The sequence below is a fragment of the Kitasatospora sp. NPDC004272 genome (genome assembly GCF_053603035.1).
In genome coordinates, this window is record NZ_JBSGET010000004.1 from 51,144 (window position 1) to 73,625 (window position 22,482).

30 protein-coding genes are annotated in these 22,482 nt (G+C 73.1%); 23 read left to right on the top strand and 7 right to left on the bottom strand.

From position 1 onward, the window contains the following. Positions 1–9 precede the first annotated feature (9 nt). The 12 genes from ACWEO5_RS02575 to ACWEO5_RS02630 all read left to right on the top strand — a co-directional run bounded on the left by ACWEO5_RS02575 (position 10) and on the right by ACWEO5_RS02630 (position 10,564). On the top strand, positions 10–276 hold the full coding sequence (locus tag ACWEO5_RS02575) for a hypothetical protein (protein WP_452159425.1): 267 nt from the start codon (positions 10–12) through the stop codon (positions 274–276). Further along, positions 273–3,629, top strand: a complete 3,357-nt coding sequence (locus ACWEO5_RS02580) for a phage tail tape measure protein (RefSeq protein WP_452159427.1) — start codon at positions 273–275, stop codon at positions 3,627–3,629. Before ACWEO5_RS02575 ends, ACWEO5_RS02580 begins: the two co-directional genes overlap by 4 nt. A 16-nt stretch (positions 3,630–3,645) precedes the next feature. Next, complete coding sequence (locus ACWEO5_RS02585) at positions 3,646–4,512, top strand: phage distal tail protein (protein ID WP_452159429.1); 867 nt, start codon at positions 3,646–3,648, stop codon at positions 4,510–4,512. 10 nt (positions 4,513–4,522) lie between these two features. Then, on the top strand, positions 4,523–5,644 hold the full coding sequence (locus tag ACWEO5_RS02590) for a hypothetical protein (RefSeq protein ID WP_452159431.1): 1,122 nt from the start codon (positions 4,523–4,525) through the stop codon (positions 5,642–5,644). Further along, entirely contained in the window at positions 5,641–6,732 is a 1,092-nt protein-coding gene (locus ACWEO5_RS02595; protein ID WP_452159433.1) for a hypothetical protein, read from the top strand. The genes ACWEO5_RS02590 and ACWEO5_RS02595 overlap by 4 nt, the downstream gene beginning before the upstream one ends. Then, a complete protein-coding gene (locus ACWEO5_RS02600; RefSeq protein WP_452159435.1) occupies positions 6,732–7,313 on the top strand; it encodes a hypothetical protein in 582 nt (193 codons plus the stop codon). The genes ACWEO5_RS02595 and ACWEO5_RS02600 overlap by 1 nt, the downstream gene beginning before the upstream one ends. Positions 7,314–7,449: 136 nt before the next feature. Continuing rightward, complete coding sequence (locus tag ACWEO5_RS02605) at positions 7,450–8,277, top strand: SGNH/GDSL hydrolase family protein (protein WP_452159437.1); 828 nt, start codon at positions 7,450–7,452, stop codon at positions 8,275–8,277. Between the two features lie 9 nt (positions 8,278–8,286). Beyond that, positions 8,287–9,168 (top strand): glycoside hydrolase domain-containing protein, encoded by an 882-nt coding sequence (locus tag ACWEO5_RS02610; protein ID WP_452159439.1) that lies wholly within the window; start codon positions 8,287–8,289, stop codon positions 9,166–9,168. 9 nt (positions 9,169–9,177) lie between these two features. Further along, the gene (locus ACWEO5_RS02615) at positions 9,178–9,453 is read left to right on the top strand and encodes a hypothetical protein (protein ID WP_452159441.1); all 276 of its coding nucleotides are present in this window, start codon (positions 9,178–9,180) and stop codon (positions 9,451–9,453) included. A 26-nt stretch (positions 9,454–9,479) separates the two neighbouring features. Then, positions 9,480–9,731, top strand: a complete 252-nt coding sequence (locus tag ACWEO5_RS02620; protein ID WP_452159443.1) for a holin — start codon at positions 9,480–9,482, stop codon at positions 9,729–9,731. Between the two features lie 34 nt (positions 9,732–9,765). After that, on the top strand, positions 9,766–10,191 hold the full coding sequence (locus ACWEO5_RS02625; RefSeq protein ID WP_452159445.1) for a hypothetical protein: 426 nt from the start codon (positions 9,766–9,768) through the stop codon (positions 10,189–10,191). Continuing rightward, positions 10,178–10,564: a hypothetical protein gene (locus ACWEO5_RS02630; RefSeq protein WP_452159447.1), complete on the top strand. Its 387-nt coding sequence runs from the start codon at positions 10,178–10,180 to the stop codon at positions 10,562–10,564. Before ACWEO5_RS02625 ends, ACWEO5_RS02630 begins: the two co-directional genes overlap by 14 nt. Before the next feature lie 73 nt (positions 10,565–10,637). Here the strand turns inward: ACWEO5_RS02630 and ACWEO5_RS02635 are convergent, their stop codons facing one another. Further along, positions 10,638–11,405, bottom strand: coding sequence for a GntR family transcriptional regulator (locus ACWEO5_RS02635; protein WP_452159449.1), 768 nt, complete (start codon positions 11,403–11,405; stop codon positions 10,638–10,640). Positions 11,406–11,535: 130 nt separating this feature from the next. Here ACWEO5_RS02635 and ACWEO5_RS02640 point away from each other — a divergent pair, with 130 nt between their 5' ends. Continuing rightward, positions 11,536–11,946 carry an ATP-binding protein gene (locus ACWEO5_RS02640; RefSeq protein WP_452159451.1) on the top strand — a complete coding sequence of 137 codons (411 nt, stop codon included), beginning with the start codon at positions 11,536–11,538 and terminating at the stop codon, positions 11,944–11,946. Between the two features lie 93 nt (positions 11,947–12,039). On the opposite strand, the gene ACWEO5_RS02645 is transcribed toward ACWEO5_RS02640, so the two are convergent. After that, the gene (locus tag ACWEO5_RS02645) at positions 12,040–13,011 is read right to left on the bottom strand and encodes a hypothetical protein (protein ID WP_452159453.1); all 972 of its coding nucleotides are present in this window, start codon (positions 13,009–13,011) and stop codon (positions 12,040–12,042) included. A gap of 252 nt (positions 13,012–13,263) precedes the next feature. Between ACWEO5_RS02645 and ACWEO5_RS02650 the strand changes: the two genes are divergently transcribed. After that, positions 13,264–13,491, top strand: a complete 228-nt coding sequence (locus ACWEO5_RS02650) for a DUF4158 domain-containing protein (protein WP_452159612.1) — start codon at positions 13,264–13,266, stop codon at positions 13,489–13,491. A gap of 202 nt (positions 13,492–13,693) precedes the next feature. Here the strand turns inward: ACWEO5_RS02650 and ACWEO5_RS02655 are convergent, their stop codons facing one another. Genes ACWEO5_RS02655 through ACWEO5_RS02665 form a run of 3 tightly spaced genes read right to left on the bottom strand, consistent with a single transcriptional unit; the run spans position 13,694 to position 15,232 of the window. Beyond that, positions 13,694–14,191, bottom strand: coding sequence for an ATP-binding protein (locus tag ACWEO5_RS02655; RefSeq protein ID WP_452159455.1), 498 nt, complete (start codon positions 14,189–14,191; stop codon positions 13,694–13,696). Positions 14,192–14,231: 40 nt separating this feature from the next. After that, the gene (locus tag ACWEO5_RS02660) at positions 14,232–14,642 is read right to left on the bottom strand and encodes a hypothetical protein (protein ID WP_452159457.1); all 411 of its coding nucleotides are present in this window, start codon (positions 14,640–14,642) and stop codon (positions 14,232–14,234) included. After that, a complete protein-coding gene (locus ACWEO5_RS02665) occupies positions 14,639–15,232 on the bottom strand; it encodes a TetR/AcrR family transcriptional regulator C-terminal domain-containing protein (protein WP_452159459.1) in 594 nt (197 codons plus the stop codon). Before ACWEO5_RS02665 ends, ACWEO5_RS02660 begins: the two co-directional genes overlap by 4 nt. Before the next feature lie 126 nt (positions 15,233–15,358). Here ACWEO5_RS02665 and ACWEO5_RS02670 point away from each other — a divergent pair, with 126 nt between their 5' ends. After that, the gene (locus ACWEO5_RS02670) at positions 15,359–16,165 is read left to right on the top strand and encodes an L-gamma-glutamyl-L-propargylglycine hydroxylase BesE (RefSeq protein WP_452159461.1); all 807 of its coding nucleotides are present in this window, start codon (positions 15,359–15,361) and stop codon (positions 16,163–16,165) included. A gap of 24 nt (positions 16,166–16,189) precedes the next feature. Then, positions 16,190–17,239, top strand: coding sequence for a threonine/serine dehydratase (locus ACWEO5_RS02675; protein WP_452159463.1), 1,050 nt, complete (start codon positions 16,190–16,192; stop codon positions 17,237–17,239). Positions 17,240–17,450: 211 nt separating this feature from the next. Here the strand turns inward: ACWEO5_RS02675 and ACWEO5_RS02680 are convergent, their stop codons facing one another. Both ACWEO5_RS02680 and ACWEO5_RS02685 read right to left on the bottom strand, forming a co-directional pair. Then, positions 17,451–18,089 carry a hypothetical protein gene (locus tag ACWEO5_RS02680; protein ID WP_452159465.1) on the bottom strand — a complete coding sequence of 213 codons (639 nt, stop codon included), beginning with the start codon at positions 18,087–18,089 and terminating at the stop codon, positions 17,451–17,453. 48 nt (positions 18,090–18,137) lie between these two features. Then, entirely contained in the window at positions 18,138–18,572 is a 435-nt protein-coding gene (locus ACWEO5_RS02685; RefSeq protein WP_452159467.1) for a hypothetical protein, read from the bottom strand. A 197-nt stretch (positions 18,573–18,769) separates the two neighbouring features. Between ACWEO5_RS02685 and ACWEO5_RS02690 the strand changes: the two genes are divergently transcribed. The 7 genes from ACWEO5_RS02690 to ACWEO5_RS02720 all read left to right on the top strand — a co-directional run bounded on the left by ACWEO5_RS02690 (position 18,770) and on the right by ACWEO5_RS02720 (position 22,481). Then, a complete protein-coding gene (locus ACWEO5_RS02690) occupies positions 18,770–19,456 on the top strand; it encodes a hypothetical protein (RefSeq protein WP_452159469.1) in 687 nt (228 codons plus the stop codon). 229 nt (positions 19,457–19,685) lie between these two features. Next, a complete protein-coding gene (locus ACWEO5_RS02695) occupies positions 19,686–20,156 on the top strand; it encodes a hypothetical protein (RefSeq protein ID WP_452159471.1) in 471 nt (156 codons plus the stop codon). 74 nt (positions 20,157–20,230) lie between these two features. Further along, on the top strand, positions 20,231–20,875 hold the full coding sequence (locus tag ACWEO5_RS02700; RefSeq protein WP_452159473.1) for a hypothetical protein: 645 nt from the start codon (positions 20,231–20,233) through the stop codon (positions 20,873–20,875). Further along, entirely contained in the window at positions 20,872–21,312 is a 441-nt protein-coding gene (locus ACWEO5_RS02705) for a hypothetical protein (protein WP_452159475.1), read from the top strand. The genes ACWEO5_RS02700 and ACWEO5_RS02705 overlap by 4 nt, the downstream gene beginning before the upstream one ends. Then, positions 21,309–21,812: a hypothetical protein gene (locus tag ACWEO5_RS02710; RefSeq protein ID WP_452159477.1), complete on the top strand. Its 504-nt coding sequence runs from the start codon at positions 21,309–21,311 to the stop codon at positions 21,810–21,812. Before ACWEO5_RS02705 ends, ACWEO5_RS02710 begins: the two co-directional genes overlap by 4 nt. Further along, complete coding sequence (locus ACWEO5_RS02715; RefSeq protein WP_452159480.1) at positions 21,805–22,071, top strand: hypothetical protein; 267 nt, start codon at positions 21,805–21,807, stop codon at positions 22,069–22,071. The genes ACWEO5_RS02710 and ACWEO5_RS02715 overlap by 8 nt, the downstream gene beginning before the upstream one ends. Continuing rightward, entirely contained in the window at positions 22,068–22,481 is a 414-nt protein-coding gene (locus ACWEO5_RS02720) for a hypothetical protein (RefSeq protein ID WP_452159482.1), read from the top strand. The genes ACWEO5_RS02715 and ACWEO5_RS02720 overlap by 4 nt, the downstream gene beginning before the upstream one ends. Position 22,482 lies beyond the last annotated feature (1 nt).

Here is a 22,482-nt window from a genome sequence, read left to right on the forward strand (position 1 = left end):
CTCGGGCGCGTGCCGGAGGCCGGTGAGCCGCTGTGGACGGATGAGGACCGGGCGTGGGCGATGGCCCTGCTCGAAGTCGAGGCCGAGACGTGCAAGGGCTGCGGGCAGCCCTTGGCCGAGTCCACCGACCAGGCCCTCGAAGAGGCGTACACCGCCGAGGTCATCCGCTGCCACGCCTGCACCACCGCAGGCCACCACCTGGAGAGCTGGCAGAAGGCCGGCGGCGACCAGCACGGCGCCAACGTCCGCGTGACCCGACGGAAGGGGGCGTCGTGACAGACCGCACCGTAGCCGTCCGGCTGAACCTTGAGACCTCCGGCTACCGCCTCGGCGCCGCGCAGGCCGAGCGGTCGACCGAGCAGCTCGCCGCCGCCGCGGCGGCCGCGGGCAGCGAGACCCAGGCCGCGTTCGGGCGGGCCGGGGCCGGAATCCAGTCGAGCATGCAGCGCGCGTCCCGCGCGGTGGGGACGTTCGGCCAGGAGGTGCGGGCATCCAGCACCCAGGCGAGCGCCGGCCTGGGCCGGATGGAAGCGGCGGCCCGGGAGGTCCCCGCGACGTTCGGCGCGGCCGGGCAGTCCGGTGTCCGGGCATTCGGTGCGATCGCCGAGTCGGCCACCGCAGCGGCGAGCGCGGTGGTGGCGGCCGACACCCGGATGACCGCGGCGGACGCGGCCTCCGCGCAGGGCATCCGGCTGTCGCTGGAGACCCGGCTCGCCCTCGGCGAGGGCGTGGTCGCGCACGAGGCCGAGCTGGCGGCCGCCGCCGAGCGCACCGCGGCCGTCACCGTGGGCGCCTACGGGCGTATGGCGGCGGCGGCGCGGACGTGGGCAACCTCCACCCGGGCGTCGGCCGTTACCGGCTTCGGCGCGATGGCGGCGGGTGCCGAGCAGGGTGAGAAGGCGTTCGGGGCTCTGCGGACGGCCGGTCTGCTGATGATCGGCGTGGTCGCCGCCGCGAGCTACACGGCCGCGAAGTTCGAGAAGTCGATGTCGGGCGTGTACGCGGTGGCCGACGCGACCACCGAGCAGATGAAGGAGCTGCGCACCGCGGCGCTGGAGGCCGGCCGGGATACCGCCTTCAGCGCGTCCCAGGCGGCGGACGCGGAGGCGGAGCTGGCGCGCGCGGGCGTGTCGGTGGCGGACATCACCGGCGGCGCGCTGAAGGGCAGTCTCGGCCTGGCCGCCGCGGGCCAGCTCGACCTCGCCGAGTCCGCAACGATCTCCGCCCAGAGCATGAACACCTTCGGCTTGAAGGGCAAGGACGTTACCCACATCGCCGACGTGCTCGCCGCCGGCGCGAACAAGAGCGCCGCTGACGTGCACGGATTGGGCGAGTCCCTGCGGATGGGCGGCCTGCTCGCGCACCAGACCGGCCTGTCCCTGGAGGACACCGTCGGCGTCCTGTCGATGTTCGCGGACCACGCGCTGATCGGCAGTGACGCCGGCACCTCCCTCAAGGTCATGCTCCAGAGGTTGGTTCCGCAGTCCGGCGAGGCGGTCGACGCGATGCAGAAGATCGGGTTCTCCGCGTACGACGCGACCGGCCGCTTCGTCGGCCTGACCGAGCTGGCGCGGCGGATGAAGGAATCCTTCTCGCAGCTCACGCCCGAGGCCAGGAACGCGGCGATGAGCACCATTTTCGGCTCGGACGCGGTGCGCTCGGCCACGATCCTGTACGAGCAGGGCGCCCAGGGCGTCGACCAGTACCGGGCCGCGGTCGACGACCAGGGAGCCGCGGCCCGGATGGCGGCCGTGCAGATGGACAACCTGTCCGGTGACCTGGAGCAGCTCAGGGGCTCGCTGGAGGTGGCGCTGATCCAGGGCGGCACCGAGGCCAACAAGGTGCTGCGCGACCTGGTGCAGTGGCTCACCTCGGTGGTCAACGCCTTCGCCGCGCTCCCGGGTTGGGCGCAGACGTCCGCGGTGGTCATCGCGGCGGTGGGCGGGGCGGTGGCGCTGCTGGTCGGCGGGCTGATGCTGGCCCTGCCCAAGATCATGGCTTTCCGGACGAGCATGACGGAGCTGGCGACGACGATGCCCCGGGTGGCGTCCGCGATGTCGATGACGCTCAAGGCCGCCGGTACGATCGGCGTGGTCCTGGCGGTCGCCTCGGCCGCGCTGGGGATCTTCGGGTCCAAGTCGGCAGAGGCGCAGCAGAAGCAGGAGTCGCTGACCGACGCGGTGAAGGCCGACAACGCGGCGATCGGGGCGAACACCCGGGCGTGGGTGGCGCACGAGCTTGAGCAGCGTGGTGTGCTGAAGGCTGCGGAGTCGCTCAAGATCAGCACCAGCGACCTGACGGAGGCGATCCTCGGCAGCGCCGAGGCCACGGAGCGCGTCCGTGCGCAGATGAAGGGGCTGTCGGAGTCCAGCCCGGACAGGGTGAAGGCGCTCGCCTCCGTGACCGATGCCCTGGACGGCATGAGTACGGCCACCGATGACGCCCTGGTGGCTGCGAAGCGCGAAGCCGCGGCGGCCGAGACCGCCGCGGGCAGTACCAAGGCGCTCGGGGACGCGTCCGAGATCACGGCCGCCCAGCTCGACGACACCCGATCCGAGGCCGACAAGCTCAAGGACAGCCTCGACAAGCTCAACGGCGCGAACATCTCCGCCGCGTCGGCCGCGATCAGCTACCAGAAATCCTTGCAGGACCTGCGGGACGCGGTGAAGGACAACGGGCGCAGCCTGGACATCACCACGGAGAAGGGCCGCGCGGTGAAGTCCGCGTTCCTGGACGCCGCGAGTGCGGCGATGTCGCACGCCGAGGCCGTGCAGAAGTCCACCGGCTCCAGCGAGCAGGCCCAGATAGTCCTGGAGCAGGACATCGCCGCCCTCAAGGAGACGATGCGCCAGGCCGGGATGACGGCCACCCAGATCGACTCCCTGACGGCCGCGTACGCGCGGGTGCCGGAGACCGTGACCACGAAGGTCCTGGACCCGGGCGCGCAGCAGACCGTCCGGGACCTGGAGGCGGTGCAGAAGGCGGTGGCCAACGTCCCGCCGGGCAAGACCGTCACGATCAAGGCGCCCAGCGAGGCCGCGATCCAGGACCTGGAGGCGGTCGGCTACAAGGTCGAGAAGCTGCCGGACGGCAAGCAGGTCAAGATCACGGTGCCGACGAACGATGCCTTCGACGGCGCCACCCGGATCCAGCAGGTGATCAACAACATCAGCGGCCGGCAGGTCAAGGTGACGGTCTTCCAGGACTACGTCACGACCAGCAGCGGGAAGTCACTGCCGATCCAGCAGGCGTGGGGCGGGATCACCGGCATGGCGTACGGCGGGATGACCGCCGCCGCGAACGGGCTGACCACGCGCGAAGCGGGGTTCTCCTCCCGGCCGATCCTGTGGGCTGAGGCCGGGCGCGAGGCGTACATCCCGATGGACCCGCGCAAGCGGGGCCGGGCCGAGTCGATCCTCGGCCAGGTCGCCAGCGAGTTCGGGCTGCGGCTGATCCCGGGCGCCTCGGCCCGGGACCTGATCCCGGCCCGCCAGCTCGCCCCGGTCGGCGCCGGCGGCGCGGGCAGCTACGACCAGTCCCGCACCACCAACTTGCACCTGCACGGCGCCCGGATGACCGAGGGCGAGCAGGCCGCCGCCCTGATGCGGCTCCTGGACTTCTACGGCTGACAGGAGGTGACGGACAGTGGGATACACACCCGGACAGGTCCTCGGCCGGACCGTCACCCTCGGCACGCTGGTCCTCGGCCAGGTCGACGACGCCGGGACCGCGTGGACGGTGGGCCCGGCCGGCCTGCGCGGCTGGGACGGATCCCCGGTGCGCACGCAGTACTCGGACCGGGCTCAGGACCACGGCGCCTGGGCCGGGCCGACCTACCTGGCGGCCCGGCCCATCACGATCTCCGGCACCGTCACCGCCCCGGACCTGGCCACCCTGGACGCCGCCCAGGACCAGCTGTCCGAAGCAGCGGCCCTGACCGACACCCTGCTCGTCGTCGGCGAGAGCGTCCCCAAGCAGGCCCTGGTGCGGCGCTCCGGCGAGGTGCTGTGGCGGATGGAGACCGACCGGATCGCCTCGTACAGCCTGATGCTCACCGCGGCCGACCCGCGCCGCTACTCCACCACCCTGCAGCAGGTGTCGGCGGGCCTGCCGGTGTCCACCGGCGGCCTGACGCTGCCGATCACGGTGCCGATCACGATCACCGCCGGATCGACATCGGGAGCGCTGACACTCACCAACGCCGGGCTGATCGGCACCCGGCCCGTCTATACGCTGACCGGCCCGGCGCCCACGCCGACGGTGCTGACCCAGTACCAGGACGGCAGATCCGACGCCCTCCTGTACTCCGACTCCCTGGCGGCCGGCGACACGCTCGTCATCGACGTGGACGCGCGCACCGTCACCCTCAACGGCACGGTCTCGCGCCGCCGCTACCTGTCCGGCACGTGGCCGGAGATCCCGCCCGGCCAGTCCGTGCAGGTGAGCTGGACTGCCGCCGCCTACGACCCCGCTGCTGTGCTGACGGCCACGTGCCGGTCCGCCTGGATGTAAGGAGGGCCACGTGGCCACCACCCCGACCGACCCGACGTGGCTGCCGACGATCAGCTACGACGAGGGCGAGCTGCGCAAGTTGGACTCCGCGATGGCGATGGCCGACGGCACCAGCGTCGGCTCCCGCGCCGGAGTGCGCCCGGGCGACCCGGGCCTGCTCGTCACCCTGTCCGCCGGCACCATCAACGTGTCCGCGGGCACCGCGATCGTCACCCGCGCCGGGCAGGGCGTGTACCGGGTGCAGATCCCCGCGGGCAGCCCCGGCACCCTCGCCGCCGCGAACGCGACCTTCAGCAGGATCGACCTGGTCTACGTGCGGGTGTGGGACACGAGCGTGGACTCCAGCGGGCTGCGCCGGGCCGACCTGGTCTACCTGGCGGGCACCGCGTCGGCGACCCCGGTCGCCCCGTCCCCGGGCGCGACGGAGATCTACCTGCCGCTGGCGACGATCACGGTGCCTTCGACGGGCGGCGGCGGCACCGGCTCCGCGACCGTGTCGACCGCGGTGCGCCCGTACACGGTCGCCCCGGGCGGGATCCTGCCCACCACCTCGACCGCGGAGCCCTCCTCGGGCGGGCCCGGGCAGGTCTTCTACGACGCCGACACAGACTCCTTCCGCTACTTCAAGGCCAACGGGACAACGAAGGCCAGCTTGCTGGACTCGCTCGGCGGCTCCCAGATCGGCAAGATCGCCTACGCCCGGAAGAACGCCAACCAGCAGGTCATCAACAGCTCCTCGCCCGGCAACGACTCCGACCTGTTCCTGCCCGTACTCGCCAACAGTGTCTACATCGTGCACGCCGTGCTGTTCCTCCTCGGCGACACGAGCGGCGACTTCCGGGTGAAGTTCGCCGCACCCACCGGGGCCACCTTCTCCTGGTCTGCGATCGGCCAGCCCACCACCGCCAGCAGCAACGCCGGGTCGGTCAACACCATCCGCCAACAGGTAGGCGACCAGGCCGACTTCGGCACCGTCACCGGCACCGTCGCCACCGTCGCCGTCATCGACGGCCTGCTGCGCGTCAGCTCGACCGCCGGGAACCTGCAGATGCAGTGGTCGCAGGCCACCGCGAACGCCAACCCCACCACCCTGTTGACGGACTCCTACATGTCGATGGAGCGGGTGGCGTGACCTCCGGCACGCCGTACCTGCTGACCTGGCTGGCCGTCGACCTCGCGTCGGGCCGCATCGCCGAGGACCTCCCCGCGCTGACGCTGTCGCCGCCGCTGAGCCGCCGCCTCGGCGCCTCGACCTCGTCCACCTTCGCCCTCTCCATGGCCGGCGCGCCCCCGGAGTGGACGGCCGCCACCGACCCGGGCCGCACCGCCCTCGTCGCCGTCGACCCAGCCACCAGCCTGCCTATCTGGTCCGGCGCGGTCCTGCCCCGCACCGGCGGCTCCGGCCCGACCGTCCGCCTCGCCGCCGCCACCATGGAGGCCTACCTGGACCGCCGCTACCCCGGCGCCGTCCAGGCCACCGCCACGGACATCAGCACGGTGATGCAGCAGGTCGCCACCCCGGCGCTCACCCAGGGACCGGCACTGGCCCTGGACGTCACGGCGTCCGGCACGCTGACGGACTACGCCGTCCTCGACTCCGACGACAAGAGCATCGGCTCATGCCTGGGCGAGCTGGCCGGCCTGGACGGCGCCCCGGAGTGGACGGTGGACACCGTCTGGGCGGACGCCGGGCAGACCGCGGTGCAGTGGGTGCTGCGGATCCGGCCGACCATCGGCGTCCAACTCGCCCCTCCCGGGGCGTGGTTCGACTTCCCGGGCTGCGTCAGCGACTACTCCCTCACCGAGTCCTACGAGAACGGCCGGGGCGCCACCAGCGTCCTCGCCCGCGGCGAGGCCGACGGCTCCTACCGGATCACCTCCGCCCCCCACGTGGCCACCGACCTGCTCACAGCCGGCTGGCCGCTGTGGGAGCACCGCTACCAGCCCGCCTCCGGCATCCAGACCACCGGACAGCTCGACGCCCACGCCACAGCGGCGCTGGCCCTGCTCGGCACCGGCAGCCGGGCCTGGACGGTGGAGGCCGTCGCCTCCCAGGCCCCGCGGCTCGGCTCGGACTGGGGGCTGGGCGACTCGATCGCCCTGCACGTCGAATCCTCGCCCCGGCACCCGCAGGGCACCGAGGTGTGGGCGCGCGTGTACGGCTGGGACCTGGACCCGGCGCAGGACAAGGTCACCCCGATCCTGCTGGAGGGAGCCTGATGGGCATCGTGCAGGACCAGATGCCGCCGACCCCGCAGACGATGTGGCAGGCCATCAGGCAGCTGCAGCGCCAGGGCGTGGAGCGGGCGGCCCGGCTGATGAGCGTCCTGCGCCGCCAGGACTCCAGCGTCGCCGCGACGCTGGGGACGTCGTGGGCGTGGATGGACCTTGCCGGTACGACGGTGGTGTCCGAGGACGCGGTGGCCGGCACGGGGCTCGCACGGCCGTACATCCCCATGATGCCGGCACCGGCCCGCTACACCGACTGGCTCGCCTCGACCTCGTCCACCTTCGAGGACATCCACCGCTTCACGATCAAGAAACACCAGGCCTACGCGTACATCAGCCTCGGCTACACCTCGGACCTCGCCGGCACGACCGGGACCGTCCAGGTCACCGTCAACGGCACTGTGACCGGCTCCCTGCCCGTCACCTTCCTCATCGCCGCCGCGACCATCGGACCCTTCGTGCTACCCGGCCCGCTGCTCGGCCAGGTCGAGATCCGCGTCCAGGCCCAGCGCACCGCGGGCACCGGCGCCGTCCGGTGCGCGGTGCTCGCCGCCTCCCAAATCCAAGCCTAGGAGCCCGTAGTGACCACCCCGTCCGGACCGCCCGGATCCGCCGACGTCACCCTACCACTGCCGCTCAGCGAGCAGCCCGACCCCGCAGATGCCCCGCAGCCCGACCCGGGCCCCCAGATCTCCACGGGAGAGCCCCTTGCCTGACATACCCCGCCGCCGCCCGCGCTCCCGCCTGGCCGCCTGGGCCGCGCTCGCAGCCGTGGTAGTGCTCGCCGCCAGCGTGCTGCCGGCCGGTGCGACCGCGCCCGCGGCGACGCAGGTCCTGCCGCCGATCGACGTGAGCCAGCACCTGCGGATCATGCCGCTCGGCGACTCCATCACCGCAGGCGTGGGCAGCAGCACCGGGGACGGCTACCGGTGGGAGCTGGCCCGGTACATGGTGGACGTGCAGCAGCTCTCGACCGCCAATTACGTCGGCTCGATGTCGAGCGGCCAGGAGCCCAACCCGCGCCACGAAGGGCACAGCGGCTGGCGGATCGACGACCTGACCGCGCAGATCGACGGCTGGATGGCGACGTACCAGCCGGACGTGGTGCTGCTGCACATCGGCGTCAACGACGCGCTGCAGGGCGCCGACGCCACGGCGATGACGTCCCGGATGCAGGCGCTGCTGGGCCGGATCCTGGCGGACTCCCCGGCGGTGCGGATCGTCGTGGGCGACGTGATCGCGCCGTGGTACGGCACGGGGCGGGACGTCGCGAGCATGGCCGTCCAACGCTTCGACACACTGCTGCCGGGCATTGTGGCGGCGGCCGGGCCCCGGGTGACGCTGGCGCGCATGTCCGCCGCGATCCCGTCCGCGCTGCTGACCGACGGCCTGCACCCCGGGGACACCGGCTACCGCTACATGGCGTGGGTGTGGTGGCGCTGCATGGGCCCGCTGCTGTCCGCGGACGGCATCACCCGCGCCGGAGTCGACCCCCTGCCCGTGCCGATCCCGCAGAACACCCTCTGCCCGAGCTGAGGAGAACCGATGACGTACGGCGTCGACTACCCCTGGACCAAGCCCGCCCCGGCCGCGCTGGCCACCGCGGGCGTCAGCTTCGTCATGCGCTACCTGTCCACGGACCCGTCGAAGAACCTGAGCCGCAGCGAGGCCAACTCGCTCGCCGCCGTCGGGATCTGGTGCGGCGTGGTCTGGGAGACCACCGCTGGCCGGGCCCTGGACGGCCGGGCCGCTGGGGCTGCGGACGCCCGTGAGGCCGTCCGCCAGGCCGCCGCGTGCGGCATGCCGGACGGCAGGCCGGTGTACTTCGCGGTCGACACCGACACCACCTGGTCGAAGGTTGAGCCGTACTTCCGGGGCGTGCGCGACGTGCTGCGCGCCGAGCAGGTCGGCGTGTACGGCGGGATCCGCATCGTCGCGGCCGCCGCCGACTCGGGCCTCGCCTGCTGGTACTGGCAGGCCGAGGCGTGGTCCGGCGGCCGCTGGGAGCCGCGCGCGCACATCCGCCAGGCCGGGATGACCCGGATCGGCGGCGTCCAGGTCGACAACAACACCGCGGTGACGGGCGACTTCGGGCAGTGGATGCCCGGCCGTACCCCCACCGCCATCACCGAGGAGGACGAGTTGGCTACCACCCTCTCCCAGGAGCGCTCCGACCAGTGGAACAGCATGATCTGGGGCCTCAAGAACACCTGCGAGGCCACCCAGCGACAGGTGACTGCGCTGCAGGGCGCCGTCACCGCGCTCTCCGGGCTGCTGGCCTCGCAGCAGGACGGCCTGACGGCCGAACAGATCACCGAGGCCGTCCGCCAGGGCATCAAGGACGGCTTGGAGCACGACCTCGTGCACGTCCAGGTCGACATCGCCGGGGCCAGCACCACCGCCCCGGCCGCACCGAAGACAACCTGACTGGTGGGCATGCGCGACCGTTCGGCGTCGCCTACCGAGTGGTGCACCTGGTGGGACGACATGGTCCAGCTCACCCCGGACATCGTCTGCGGCTGGCCGTCCGCCGAACCCGAACCGAACCCGTGGTTCTGGCACTGGTGCCCGACCAACGACCGCTGGCAGGGCGCCAGCACCGCGAACCACACGCTCGTCGCCCGCGAGCCGCTGCACCTGGAGCCGTCACTGCTGTGGAAGTGCTGCGGCCTCCACGGCTGGGTGCGCGACGGCCAGTGGATCAACGCCTGAACCCCCGTCAACCCTGGAGGTACTTCATGTCCGGTCCCATCGAGACCAAGGTCAAGGTCGCCACCGTCGGCGCCTACCTCGGATCGACCGGTTTGCTCGCCGGCCTCACCGCCGTCGAGGACCAGCCCAGCCTCGTCAGCGTGCTGCCCGGCTGGCTCGCCCCGTTCGTCCTGTCCGCCATCCCGACCGCGATCACCTTCGTGGCCGCCTACCGGGCCCGACACACGCCGCGATCCGACGCGGACGCCCGCGCGGCGTCCGACACCAAGGGCGTGTGACGTGAGTGCCGCGGGGGCTTGGTACCGGCGGAGAGTGGGCCTCCGCGGCACTGCCCTGTGGGCCACCGGAGCGGGCTGGATCGCGTACGGGATCGGCATCATCACCGACCCGCGGTACGGGGTCCAGCGCGGCGTCCAGGTGCTGACGTCGATCTGCCCGCTGCCGTGGTGGGGCCTGCTGTGGATCTTGTGCGGGCTCACGGCCGCCGTCACCTCGGTGCGCCGACCCGGCAGAGACGTGGTCGGCTTCGCCGGCGCCGCGCTGCCCCCGATGACCTGGGCCGGGGCCTACGTCCTGGCATGGGCCACAGGCAACTACCCGCAGGCGTGGACGTCCGTCCCGGCCTGGTGCGCGCCGCTGACCCTGCTCGGGGTCGTGGCCACGATGTCGGCCCGGTACACGGCGGCCCTGCGCCGCATCCGGGCCCTGGAGATGGAGCGTGCGGATGGACCCCAGTAGCGACGGGGTGTGGGGGGCGGTCGCAGTGGCGGCCGCCACGCTCGGATCGGTTCTGGTCGCCAAGATCTCCCGGCCCCGCGACCACGAGGACGAGGAGCAGAAGACGCCGTCCCCGACGGTCGGCGACCTCACCACGATCGCCGGGCTCGCCCAAGAGATGATTCGGCTCCGCGGCCGCGTGTCCGAACTGGAGTGCGAGCAGACTTCCCTGCAGAGCGCCCTGACAGCCCAGCAGGAGCACTCCCGACTCCAGGACGAGCGCACCGGCGCGCTGCGCCGGTACATCCGGCGACTGGAGACCGCACTGCGCGACCTCGGCGCGGCCGTACCGGATCCAGACCCCGCCGACTTCCACCTGATCCGGGGCTCGTGATCCCGCGTTCCCATACTTCACCCCACCCGGCTCCGGCCGGGTGGGGCTGCTTCGCCGTTTCCCGCGCCCGGCGTCAGGTCGTGGGTAGGCGGTAGACCATGGCGGAGCGGTCCCCGCGCACCACGCTGCGCTCAAGGTGAACGGGCTGGCCGTCCGGGTCAGCGTAGATGCGGTGCACCTCGAGGACGGGGGCGCCGAGCCGGGTCGACAGGGCCTGCGCCTCGTCGTGGCTCGCGGGCCGTGCGGCGAGGGTGTCCGTCGCGGTCACTGGGCCGATCCCGATGCTGGCCATGCGCCGCTCGACCGGCTGGCCGGCGAGCGGGCCCTCCTCCGGGAGCATGACCGGGGTGCCGCTGACGATCTGGCCGGGCTCCCAGCACGTGGCCACCCGCACGGTGCGCCCGGCCTCGCGCAGAATGTACTGGGTTTCGTACAGCCGATCGCCCGGGGCGACCCGCAGGAGATGCGCGATGGCGTGGTCGGCGGCCACGGGCCTGGTCCGGGACGACCACTCCCCGGCCGGGCCGGCCATCTCCTCCTGCGCCCGCAGTGGCTGCGCCACCGGCCGGGCGGCGGGGCCGTTGCGCTCAATCCGGCGCCGCTGCTCCGGGCGCCGGACGACCAGGCGGGCGCCGGGCTGGCCGTGGAGGAGGAACTCGGAGACGAGGATCCCGCGGGCGGCGGCCATCGTGCTGGAGGCGACGCCGTAGTCGGCGCACAGCTGGCGGTGGCTGGGGAGGCGTTCACCGGGGGCCCATTCGCCCTCGAGGATCCTGCGGCGGAGGTCGTCTGCCAGGGTGACGTAGGTCCACGGACCCGCCGGACGCCGCTCCCTGGCCAAGACGCGTTCTCCCTATGCCGCACCGCCCCGTTCCGAGTCAGCTTTCCCGGTGCGGCCCGAGTGGGCAAACTGTTCTGTAGCAGTTTACTCAGGGTGACAAACCGCCACCTGACGTGCCCGGGAGAGCGCAGTGGACCACGAGCCCGACCATCTGGCCATCACGCTACCTGGCGTCCCGGGCGCGGTGCCCGTAGCGCGCCGCCGGGTCCGCGGAATCCTGGAGGGACGCGGGGTGCCGCCGGGCGTCGTCGACGACGCGGTGCTGGCCGTCAGCGAGTTGGCCACCAGCGCGGTGCACCGTCAGCCCGCGGCCTTCTCGCTGCAGCTCAAGCTGCGTGGCGCCCGCATCCGGATCGAGGTGCACCACAACGGTCTGACCAGCCAGTCGCCGGTGGGGGAGCCCGACTTGGACGAGGGGCGCAGGATCAGCCTCGCGGTCCTGGCGGGCGTGGCCGAGATCGGGCACAGCATCGATGCCGCTGGCAGCCTGCTGTGGGCCGAACTGCGCAGCCCAACGGGCCTGTCCGACGGAAATGTCTAAGTAATACGCCGGTCCAGACTCTTCGGCAGAGGCCGCAGGCCCGGCGCCTTCCGCATCCTCGCGGACACGCTGCGGTCTGCGGTCGCTCTGTCTTCAGCTCCCGGTCGCCGGGGGTTCCGCTGCTGCGCCGCCGCGGGTGATCAGGTAGAAGTTCGTCGGCACCGGCCAGCCGGGCTCACCGTGGTGCTCCTCGTTGAGGCGGCGCGCTGCGGCACTGTAGCTGGTGGCGAGCCCGTCGTCGGAGATGCGTAGGCCCGGCGGGATCTGGCGGGGGCGGCCGTCGTCGTAGGTCCCGGTGGTGTGCCGCAGGGTGACGAACAGCGCCTGGTTCGCGGGATGGTCCGGTCCGGCGACGAGGTGCTCGGCGACGACCTGGCGGCGCGCGGGCAGCCACAGCCGGAGCGCCGCGCGCGCGGTGCGCCCGAGCGGGACGGTGCGCACCGTCGCCTCGGTGCGGCCGGGCGGGTCGAAGCGCAGCGTGATGTGGGAGCAGTCGGGTGCGAGGTCGGTGGTGTCGGCGCGGGACAGGCCGTAGGGTTCGACGCCGGTGTCCCAGAGGAGTTCGAGGACGGCGAGTTGGCGCAGCCGGAAGCGTTCGCGGCGGGTGTCGCCGTAGGGGATGCTCAGGGCGCGGCGCAGGGCGCGGTGGCCGTCGGGTTGCAGGGGGGTTCGGGTGTGTTTGCTCCAGGGGCGTTGTCCGCGTTGCTGCCACCAGTACGGGGGGTGGCCGGCGGCGTGATTGAGGTCGGCGAGGCCGTCCATGAGGGCGCGGGTGGTGGCGGGGGTGAGGGGGCGGCCGTTGGGGCGGGTGCGGTAGGCGCCGGCGGCGGCGCGGCCGAGGAGGCTGGCGGGGTTGGAGGGGTGGCCGATGGTGGTGTCGGCCAGGAGGTCGGTGAGGGTGGCGAGTTGGTGGGGTTCGCAGTCGGCGGTGGCCCGCTTGAGCATGGCGACGACGGTGCGCAGGCGTTCGGTGCGGGTGGTGGAGGTGGTGATGGCGGGGTCGGCGGCCGCGCGGTGCTGCAGGGCGTCGAGTTCGAGTAGCAGGGTGTCGGGCGCCGTGGTCATGGGTGCCAGCGTACGGTCCGGCGGGGCGGGGCTGTAGCGGGCGCGGATAGCCGGGGCGGTGTGGTTCTCTGGGGTGGCGTCAGGAAGCGAGGGTGCCGGCCGTCTTGGTGTGGGCGTGGGGGACGGGGGTTGAGGAACATCGGAACGAAAACTGGCGCTAAGCCTTCTCCGCTCTCCGGAGCCCGTTGACCTGCGGTTCCTTGGTGGTTGAACCTTCGGCGGTCGTGTTGATCAACTGCCTGGAGGTCCGGGGTGCCGGTCGAGTTTCTGACGGATGAGCAGGCCGCGGGGTACGCGGCGTTCCGAGGGGCGCCCGCCCGCGCGGAGCTGGAGCGGTTCTTCTTCTTGGACGACGCGGACCGGGAGCTGGTGGAGGCGTACCCCGAAGCCATCGAGCAGGCCCACGCCGCCCTCGACGCCCTCCGGGCCGACGACATCCCCGGGCCCCGCCCCGTACCGTCTGACCGAGCGGCACTCTGATCACAGAGCGCTACTTGTCACTTCGCGGCAGCTTCGGGAGAACAGGGCCCAGATAACAGGGCCGCTTCACGCAGCGTGCGGAAGGCGTCCCCGCAGGTCGCGCTCAGTGATACCACAGATAATAGGGCGTTATCTGTAGGAAGGCTTCACAGCTGCCCCAGCGCCGACAGACCGTCAGCCGCCCACCAGCGGCGATCCGGGCTTAGCGCCAGTTTTCGTTCCGATGTTCCTCGACCCCCGGGACGGAGCCCCCGACGATCGCCCAGACCTTCTTGCCGCCGCTCTCGGGGATCACGCCCCAGCGCTGACCGGTGAGGTGGTGAACCAGCGCCAGACCGCGCCCGCCTTCGGTGCCGTCGGCGGCGTTGTCGTTGACGTCAATGAGGACGGGCATCGCGCAGGAACCGTCGCGCACCATGAGGCGGACGGTGACGCCGGCGATCAGCTCGACCCCGAGCTCCAGGCGCCGGCGGCAGCTGGTCTTGACGGCGTTGGTGACGAGCTCGCTGACGACCACCATGGCCGCGTCGACGAGATCGGCCAGGCCCCAGCGGATCAGGTGGTCGCGCACCAGGCGCCGGGCGGTGCCGACGGAGGCGGGTTCGTAGGGCAGGGCCCACAGCTGGGGTGCCGGGGCGGGGGCGGGGCGCGGCGGGCCGGATGGGTGTCGGTGTACCAGGCCTGTGTCGGGGGTGGTCATCGTGCGCTCCTCGGGGAGAGTCGCCGTGCCGGGTGCGGGGCTACCAGGTGTCGCCGATGAAGGTGAGGGTGCTGGTGCAGAACAGCAGTGCGCGGGTGCGGGCGGCGGCGGGGAAGTCGAGGGGGGTGGTGAAGTTGCCGGTGATCTGGAGGACTTGGCGGGTGCGGTGGGCGGTGCGGCGCCAGTCGCGGGTGACGGCGAGGGAGCCCTGGTACCAGAGGCCGCTGGGTCCGGTGGTGCGGAGGAGCTGGTTCTCGCCGTCGAGGAGGATGCTCCAGCCCGGGTGCGGGTCGGCGGCGTTGTCGAAGTCGTGCTGGCCGCGCCAGCCGTCGGCCGGGCTGGGAGGAAGCGCCCCCAGTCCGGCCGGGTAGACGATGGTGGGGCGGCCGTGGAGGAGTTCGGGCCAGGGGAGGAGTCCGCGGTAGGAGCGGTGCAGCATCTCGCCGGTCACGGGCACCTCGTACGGGGTGCTGGGCGGGCGGCGTCGATGAGCTGGCGCAGGCCGGTGTAGTAGACGCCCTTGTCGGTGACCGCGGGGATGATCGTGGCGAGGTGGCCGGTCAGGACGGGGAACTCGGCGGGGTCGAGGGAGGCGAGGGCCTGGCGGGTGGTGGACTGGGGGACCTTGGGGTCGCGGTGGTTGACGTTGCTGGCGGCGCCGAGGGTGAACAGGTACAGGCGCCGGTAGGTGGCGATCGCCTCGTCGGGGCTCATGCCGGCGGCGATGCAGTGCGCGAGCTGCGGCTCGACCAGGCGGCGCAGCATCTCGTGGCCGAGCCAGGGGCGGTTGCCGCGCAGGGCGACGAGTCCGGGGTGGCTGGCGAGGAGGTCGTAGAGGGCCCTGAAGCGCTGTTCGGTGGCGGTGGCCCAGTCGGTGTCGGTGGGGATCTCGGGCAGGCGGGTGGCGAGCTGGTCGAGGACCAGGTCCTGGAGGCCGGCGATGTCTCCGCAGCGGCGCTGCAGGGAGGCGACGGAGATGCCGAGCGCGGTGGCGAGAGTGCGGAAGGAAAGAGCGCCAGGTCCGTCCTGATCGACGATCAAAAGTGCTTGTTCGGCGATGTGTTCGGGCGTAGCGCGGTCAAGAGCGTCCGATTGCCTTGGCATGCGGGACAGCGTACGGTACACCGTACCTGTCACGGTAGGCTCACGCGCCCTTACGGAGGCGAGATGACCCGCACCACGGCCCTCGACCCGCTGTTCAACGCGGTCGACGACACCCGCTTCACCGACCGGCACCTGGCCGCGCTCGCGGCTGGCACCCTCGCAGCTGTCCGCGTCCCCGACTTCCTCTCCCCGCAGGTCTGCGCCGCCGCGATGGCGGCGATGGACCGGCTGCCCACCGCCGACTACGACCCGGCTCGGGTGCCCACCCCGATCGTCCGGTTCGGCCCGGCGCTCAACGACTACCGGCTGCCGGACGGCGGCCTGGACTTCGACCGGTACTGGCCGGCCGCTGACGCCGCCCGGGCGGCCTGGCAGCGCGCCGGGATGCGCCCGGACCCGATAGCCATCGCCCTCGAGCGCCTCGGGTCCGCCTGGGGCGCGGCGGTGACGGCGGCGACGATCGCCGGGCGGCCGGTGTTCGGCGGCACCCTGCGCGAGATCAACGCCGGGGCGCTGATCCACTTCGACGACATCAACCGGGAGTTCCCCACCACCGCCTTCGACCAAGAGGTGATCGCCCAACTCGCCTTCAACGTCTGGGTGTCGGTCCCGGCCGCGGGCGGGCAGACCACGGTGTGGCGGCACCGCTGGGAGCCCGCCGACGAGATGTACCGGCAGGACTACGGCTACCGCGGCGAGACCGTGGCGCACTGCCAGTCCGTCAGCCTCACCCCGCAGCTCGGCGACGGGCTGCTGTTCAACCCCGCGAACTTCCACGCGGTCGAGAAGTCCTCCCCGGGGGGCCGGCGGATCGCGTTCGCGTTCTTCCTCGGCCTGACCACCACCGGCCAGCTCATCGCGTGGTCGTGACCCTCTTTCACCAGGAGCAGCACAGTGCACGAGCTCACCTACGGCGACGTGAAGTCGGCCGCGGACCGGATCGCCGGCGCGGTGCGCCCGGTCGTCCTGGCCCAGGCGGACCCGGGCGCCATCCGCACCGCCCACCGCGACCCCCTCGACGACCGGCCCCAGCAGGACGCCGAGGTGTGGTTCGCGCTGGAGCACATGCAGCACACCGGGTCGTTCAAGGCCCGCGGCGCGATCAACTTCCTGGCCGCGCACCGTGACGCCGGCACCCTGCCCGAGGTCGGCGTGACGATCGCCTCCGGCGGCAACGCCGGCCTCGCCTGCGCGTGGGCCGCGCAGCAGCAGGGCATTCCCGCCACCGTGTTCCTGCCCGAGACCGCCCCGGCGGTGAAGGTGGCGCGGCTGCGCGGCTACGGCGCCGACGTGCGCCTGGTCGGCTCCGAGTACGCGGAGGCGCTCGCGGCGTGCGAGGAGTTCGCGGCGGCGACCGGCGCGCTGGCCTCCCACGCCTACGACCACCCGCTGATCGCCGCCGGCGCCGGGACGCTGCTGGACGAGATCCGCCAGCAGCTCCCGGACCTGGACACCGTGGTGGTCGCGGTCGGCGGCGGCGGCCTGTTCGCGGGCGTGGCAACGGCCGCCGCGCACCACGGCGTGCGCGTCGTGGCGGTGGAGCCGGAGAACTGCCGGGCCCTGAACGCCGCGATCGCCGCCGGCCACCCGATCGACGTGCCGGTCGACTCCATCGCGGCGGACTCCCTTGGCGCCCGCCGCACCTCCGCCGCCGCCCTCGCCGCGGCGCAGCAGGGCACCGTCCACTCGGTCCTGGTCGACGACGCCGAGATCGTGCGGGCCCGGCAGGCGCTGTGGGACCACCGGCGCATCGCGGTCGAGTACGGCGCGGCCACCGCGCTGGCGGCGCTGACCTCCGCCGACCGACACGTGCCCTACCGGGACCTGCCGCGCCGCCCGGCCGCCCCCAGCCGCAGCTACCGGCCCGGGGCGGGCGAGAAGGTGTGCGTCGTGCTGTGCGGCGCGAACACCGACCCGAGCGACCTGGTGGCCGCCGGGCACTGATCCGAGGGCGAAGGACGACTTGCGGGGTTCGGCCGACCGGCCGGACCCCGCAGTTGTACGGGGCGGCTCTTGGACGTGAGCATGGGGGCCTCTCCGGCACGCCGTCGGGCGCGCGGACGCGGTCAGGGAGGCAGCTGCCTCGACCTCCGCTTACGCGGAGAGGAGTTGACCCCCGCGCGTGCGGGGAAGGTCGTGGGTGCAGTGATCGCGGTCAGAGGTGGCGCAACCGGCCGTCGGGGCGGTCGACGCCGAAGATGAACTGCAGGCCGGCGCGCAGCGCCGGGTCCGGCTCGGCATTCACACGGTCGATCCACTCCTGCCGTCCGTCCTTGGCGAACATCTCGGCGGCGGCGGCGTCGAAGCGCAGCTCGAAGCGGGCCATCCCGAAGTCGGACGGGCTCATGCGCAGAATCGTGTCGACGCTGGTGAGGCGCTGGTGCAGCGGCTGTGCGACGAGCACCCAGGTCCCGTGCTCGGCGGACACGAAGTCGTGTCCCAACGACGGGTGCACCGGGTCCAGCACGGGGATCTCATGCCCCGGTTCGCCCGGCTGCAGAGGCGGCCGGTCGGGGTCGAGCAGGGCACCGTCCAACGGGTGGTTGACGAACCGGCCGACCTCCCCGGTCAGCTCGAAGGCCGTCCGCTCGCCGTCGGGTCCGGTGAGGTAGTGCCGCATGTGCTCGTGCATGCGCTGCTGCCGGATGAAGCCCCGGAAGCGTCGCGCGTGCTCGACGGCCTCGGGGTCGGACGGGTCTGGGTGGTGCCAGCACGTGAAGGCGGTGGGGATGAACCGGCCGCTCTCCGGCGACTCGATGCACTCCCAGTACGTCGCCATGGTGAAGGGTTCCATGCCGGGATTGTCGCAGCGGGGTGTGACAGCCGTACCCAATACGCGAGTTCAGCTGACAGCACCGTGGACGGCTTCCTGGAAGACCTCGAGCAGGTCCTCGTGGTCGCGGTGGTGGGTGAGCTGAAACTGGCGGACGGCGCCGCCGCGCTTGATGGACTCCACAGGGACGGGAAGGCCGGCGGGCCAGCGTCCGGCGCGCTCGCCCTCCACGAGGATGCGCCGGAACGAGGCGGTGGAGCCGCGGAGGTTGTCGGTGTCGAGCTCGTCGCGCAAGTCCTGGGCGGAGAGCAGGCCGTCGCGGTCGGGATGGGCGAGCAGGCGCAGGACCTGCCTGGCACGGGACGGGAGCCGGCGGTAGTACGCCCGGGCGGACGCAACGGTCCACTGGGGCGGCTCGACTGTGATGGCCTCGCGGTGGCGCTCGAGGAAAGGGGCGAGCAGCGCCAGATCCTCGGCGGTCGGGTCGATGATGCGAATCTCCACTCCGGGAGGCTAGCCCGGTTCTTACAACAAAAGCCAATAAAGCCAATCCGTAAGACTGGTGGCGGGTACGGCGCTACGCTGGGCCCGCGGTCGGCCTTCGCGTCGCCCGCTTCATCGTCCCTGGAGGGATGTCCGGCCGCTCGGCCGGCGCTGCGCCGCGAGCACGCGGTGCTTCGACGTACCTTCAGGAGGCTGCGGTGGAGAGCGTGTTGACCCGGGACCTGGTCCGGCTGGCGATGGAGTCGATCGACCGGCTGGGCACCGCCGAGGAGCTGCCCGACCCGGTGGTGCTGGAACTGCCCGGCACCCTGCCGGTCACACGCGGCCGGACGGTCGAGTGGCACCCGCTGACCGCCCTCGCGGTGGCCGGGCACATCTGCCAGCACTGGGCCCAGGGAGAGGGACCGCGCGGGCCGTTCGTGATCGAGGACGGCGAGTCGGCGTCCGGCTGGGCGACGTTGGCCTCCTACGGCACGCTGCGCACCGGCTCGCGGCGGCTGCGGGCCGGCGGCGGCCCGTGGGCGGAGACCGGGATCTGGATCACGGAGCTGTGCGGACACCGCCACTGCAACGAGCCCGCACCGGCCGGGCCGGGCTCGCGCTGCCCGGGCCACTTCGCCGACCCGGACCCGAGCGGCAAGCAGGGGCGGCACTGGGCGAACCTCGCCGCGCGGGCCTGGCAGGAGCGCTACGGCGCCGAGGGCCCCGAGCACCCCCGCCGGGTGGAGGAGCGCCGCTCGTGGCTGGTGGTGGAGGCGACGGCCGCCGGCGGGATGTCCGCGCAGGCGGTGGCCACCGCGACCGGGCTGGCCGTGGACGCGGTGCAGGAGATCGTCCAGCGGCCGATCGTGTGGCCCGGCACCCGCCGTCCCGGGACGGCGTAGCGGACACGATGAAGGGACGGCACCCAGTAGGTGCCGCCCCTTCACCGGGGTGCCTCGGCCCCGCGCCCCCTTCCCGGGGGAGTGTGTGCGCCAGGGCCGACGTACCCAACGAGCACGGAACCGTCCGGGAAGACCGCTCCGCTGCCTGGTGAACGAGGCGTCCGCCGCAGGGGTTACGGGTGCTGCGCGGCTCCTGGGCCAGGGCCGGCCGCCGTGGTGGAGTGGGCCGGTGGACTGGGAGACGCGCCTGGGTGCCTGGGCGGCGGTGGCCGCCGTGCTGGTCGCGGTGTGGGCCCTGCTCGCCTCCAGCCGGGCGCTGGCCCGGGAGCGCCGGGCGGACTTCGAGCTGACCCACCTCGCGGAGCTCGCCGAGACGCTGGACGACCACTTCGGTCGGCACCCGTCCGCCAGGATCGCGGCGCGGGTGCGGATCATGCCCGCCGAGGTCGAACTCCCGCTCCTGCGCCTGTGGGTGACGGGTGGGGACATCGCCGACCCGGACCTGGAGGCGCGCTTCCCGAGGAACGCGGCGGGCGAGTTCGACTTCGGGGGCCTGGACGCGGTGGACTGGGTGTGCCGGGAGGGCCAGAAGGAGATCGACAAGGCGGTGGCACGGGTGCTGGAGGGGCGCCCCGGCTGGTGGGACTGGTTCCGGGGCAGGGTTCGGCGTCGGCGGGTGACCGGGTCGGACCGTTCCTGACCGCCTGTCGCCCGTTCGTGCGGGTTGTGTCCTCTAACAGTATTTAGAGGACACAACCGCGATAGGGTCGGATCATGGAATCCACCTCCGGCCAGGAACGATCGACGGACCTGCGCGAGAACCGGGACCTGAGCGACGACCCGAACACCGCCGCCAGGCTCGCCGAACTCGACCGCGGTCGCCCCGGCACCCCGGCGACCGCGCACCGCGCCGGCCCCCCGATCCCCGCCACCACCACCCACACCACCGAGACCGGCATGGCCGCCCGCGTGCTCACCGCGCACTACGGCCACGTCGACGCCCTGGTCGAGGAGGCGCGCGACGAATTCGCCGCCGACTTCGCACAGTGCCGCCTCGCCGGCTCGCACCAGGGCCCCGTCGACGTCACCGTCACCCTCGGCGGCGAGGGCCACCCCGCCGACTACACCACCGTCACCGCCGAGGTCGTCTGCGCCGACGTCCGCTGCTGCACCCGGGCCGCCGCCCGCGACTTCCTGCACGAGCTGCAGGACGCCCTGCACACCGCCGACAGCCACCTCGCGCGCGTCTCCACCACCCTGTTCAACGACGAGGACCCGGCCGCCGCCTGGGACCGCGAAGCCGTCACCACCGCCGCCGTCCTGCGCACCCTCATCGACACCCTCGAGCCCCACGCCGCACCCCGCCCCGCCACCGACCCGGCCGGCCAGGCCAGCGCCACCGACCGGGACCGGCGGTGAGCGGCGCCCGCGGGCTGCTGCCCGATCAGGTCCTCGACCAGGCCGCCGAGTTGCTGCTGGCCGCCGCCGACGCCGCCGTCCACGACGGCCGCGACACCTGGCTGCCCGGCCGCACCCGCGGCAGCAGCAGCCCCGTCGTACTGGACGACCCGGACCGGCCCACCGTGCTGATCGAGACCTGGGCCGACCGGCTGGAGGCCGTCAACACCTACCTCTCGCTCGTCGGCCCGGCCGCCGGCCGGACCTTCGCCGCCTGGCTCGCCGACGCCGCGCACCGGCACCGCTCCACCGTCGAGGCCGCGCGCAGCACCTGGCCCCGGGACGCGGAGGCCCGCGCCACCTGGGTGGAGCAGCACACCGACCAGCACGCCCTGGCCGCCGCCCGCGCACTGCTGGCGACCGCCGCCGCCCGCCCGGCCGCCGAGGTGACCCGGTGAGCGCCGCCGAGCAGTGGCCGCAGTACGGGCGCGACGCGGCCTCCGGCCGGGTGCTGACCGTCTCCGGGGCCGAGCACAGCACGGCCGAGGCCGACCGGTCGATCCCGGGCGGCTGGCCGATGGTCAACCACGGCCGCGGCTGGGAGCGGGACCGCGACCCGATGCGCATCGGGTACTCCCCGTACCCCACCGCCGAACCGGACCTCGACCGCACCCACCGGATCCTGCGGATGATCGCGGACGACACCCGCGCGCAGCTGGAGCGCCTCGGCGAGCCGGTGGCGGCCCTCGACGGCCGGCCGGACACGGCAGAGGCGCTGCTGCGCCGCCTGCTGGCCCGGATCGAGTCGTATGCGGCCCCCGCGGGCGCGCCCGGCCACCACCGGCCCGAGGACTGCCCCGAGCGGGTGTGGGTCGGCACCGCCGGCGAGCCGGAGGCCTACATCCACGGCCGGTGCGCGATGGCCGCACCCGCTGACCTCGAGGAGAACCGTGCCTGACCAGAGCAGCCTGCCCGCCACCGAGCCCGTCCCCGCGCCGGCGCCCGCGACCCAGTGCCCCCGCTGCCGGCGACACCCGGTCGCGGCGTTCCCCGGCGACACCGGCTCCGGCTCCCGGATCGCCCTCGACCGGACGGTGCGGATCTGCGGCGACTGCGGCGTCGACGAAGCCGTCCGGGACAACCGCGGCCTGCCGCCGATCCCGTACGGCGAGTGGCCGTACACCGGCGAGCTGCTGACGTGGACGAGCACCCGGTGACGGACCGCCAGGAGAGCACCGCGGTGCTGCAGTTCACCTGCGAGGTCACGGCGGACGACGTACGCGCGATGACGGACTTCGTGCTCGGCCGCGTCCTGCCGGAGATCGACGCCAACGACCGCCGCCGGCCGCCGGGCGAACCGGTCGCCGGGGCCCTCGACGCGGTGATCGTCGCCGTCCGCACCCAGGCCCTGCGCAGCCTCGCCGTCCTCCAGCAGGCCGACGCCGACCCGCTGCAGCGCACCGCGGCGCTGGTCCAGCTGGACAGCGCCTGGACGGCGCTGACCGCCGCCGCCGAGCACTGGAAGGCGGAGCCCGGGTTCGACACCGCGCGCTGGCGCCGCCCCGCCGCCACGCGCCTGTTCCCGGACCGGCTCGGCCCGATCGCCTGGGTGCCGGCCGGAAGCTGAC

Bases quoted from the DNA above. Each gene is read 5' to 3' on its own strand.
- ACWEO5_RS02615 (WP_452159441.1), top strand. From the start codon at position 9,178: ATGCGCGACCGTTCGGCGTCGCCTACCGAGTGGTGCACCTGGTGGGAC.
- ACWEO5_RS02620 (WP_452159443.1), top strand. From the start codon at position 9,480: ATGTCCGGTCCCATCGAGACCAAGGTCAAGGTCGCCACCGTCGGCGCC.
- ACWEO5_RS02610 (WP_452159439.1), top strand. From the start codon at position 8,287: ATGACGTACGGCGTCGACTACCCCTGGACCAAGCCCGCCCCGGCCGCG.
- ACWEO5_RS02645 (WP_452159453.1), bottom strand. From the start codon at position 13,011: ATGACCACGGCGCCCGACACCCTGCTACTCGAACTCGACGCCCTGCAG.
- ACWEO5_RS02680 (WP_452159465.1), bottom strand. From the start codon at position 18,089: ATGGAACCCTTCACCATGGCGACGTACTGGGAGTGCATCGAGTCGCCG.
- ACWEO5_RS02700 (WP_452159473.1), top strand. From the start codon at position 20,231: ATGGAATCCACCTCCGGCCAGGAACGATCGACGGACCTGCGCGAGAAC.
- ACWEO5_RS02630 (WP_452159447.1), top strand. From the start codon at position 10,178: ATGGACCCCAGTAGCGACGGGGTGTGGGGGGCGGTCGCAGTGGCGGCC.
- ACWEO5_RS02655 (WP_452159455.1), bottom strand. From the start codon at position 14,191: ATGACCACCCCCGACACAGGCCTGGTACACCGACACCCATCCGGCCCG.
- ACWEO5_RS02600 (WP_452159435.1), top strand. From the start codon at position 6,732: ATGGGCATCGTGCAGGACCAGATGCCGCCGACCCCGCAGACGATGTGG.
- ACWEO5_RS02670 (WP_452159461.1), top strand. From the start codon at position 15,359: ATGACCCGCACCACGGCCCTCGACCCGCTGTTCAACGCGGTCGACGAC.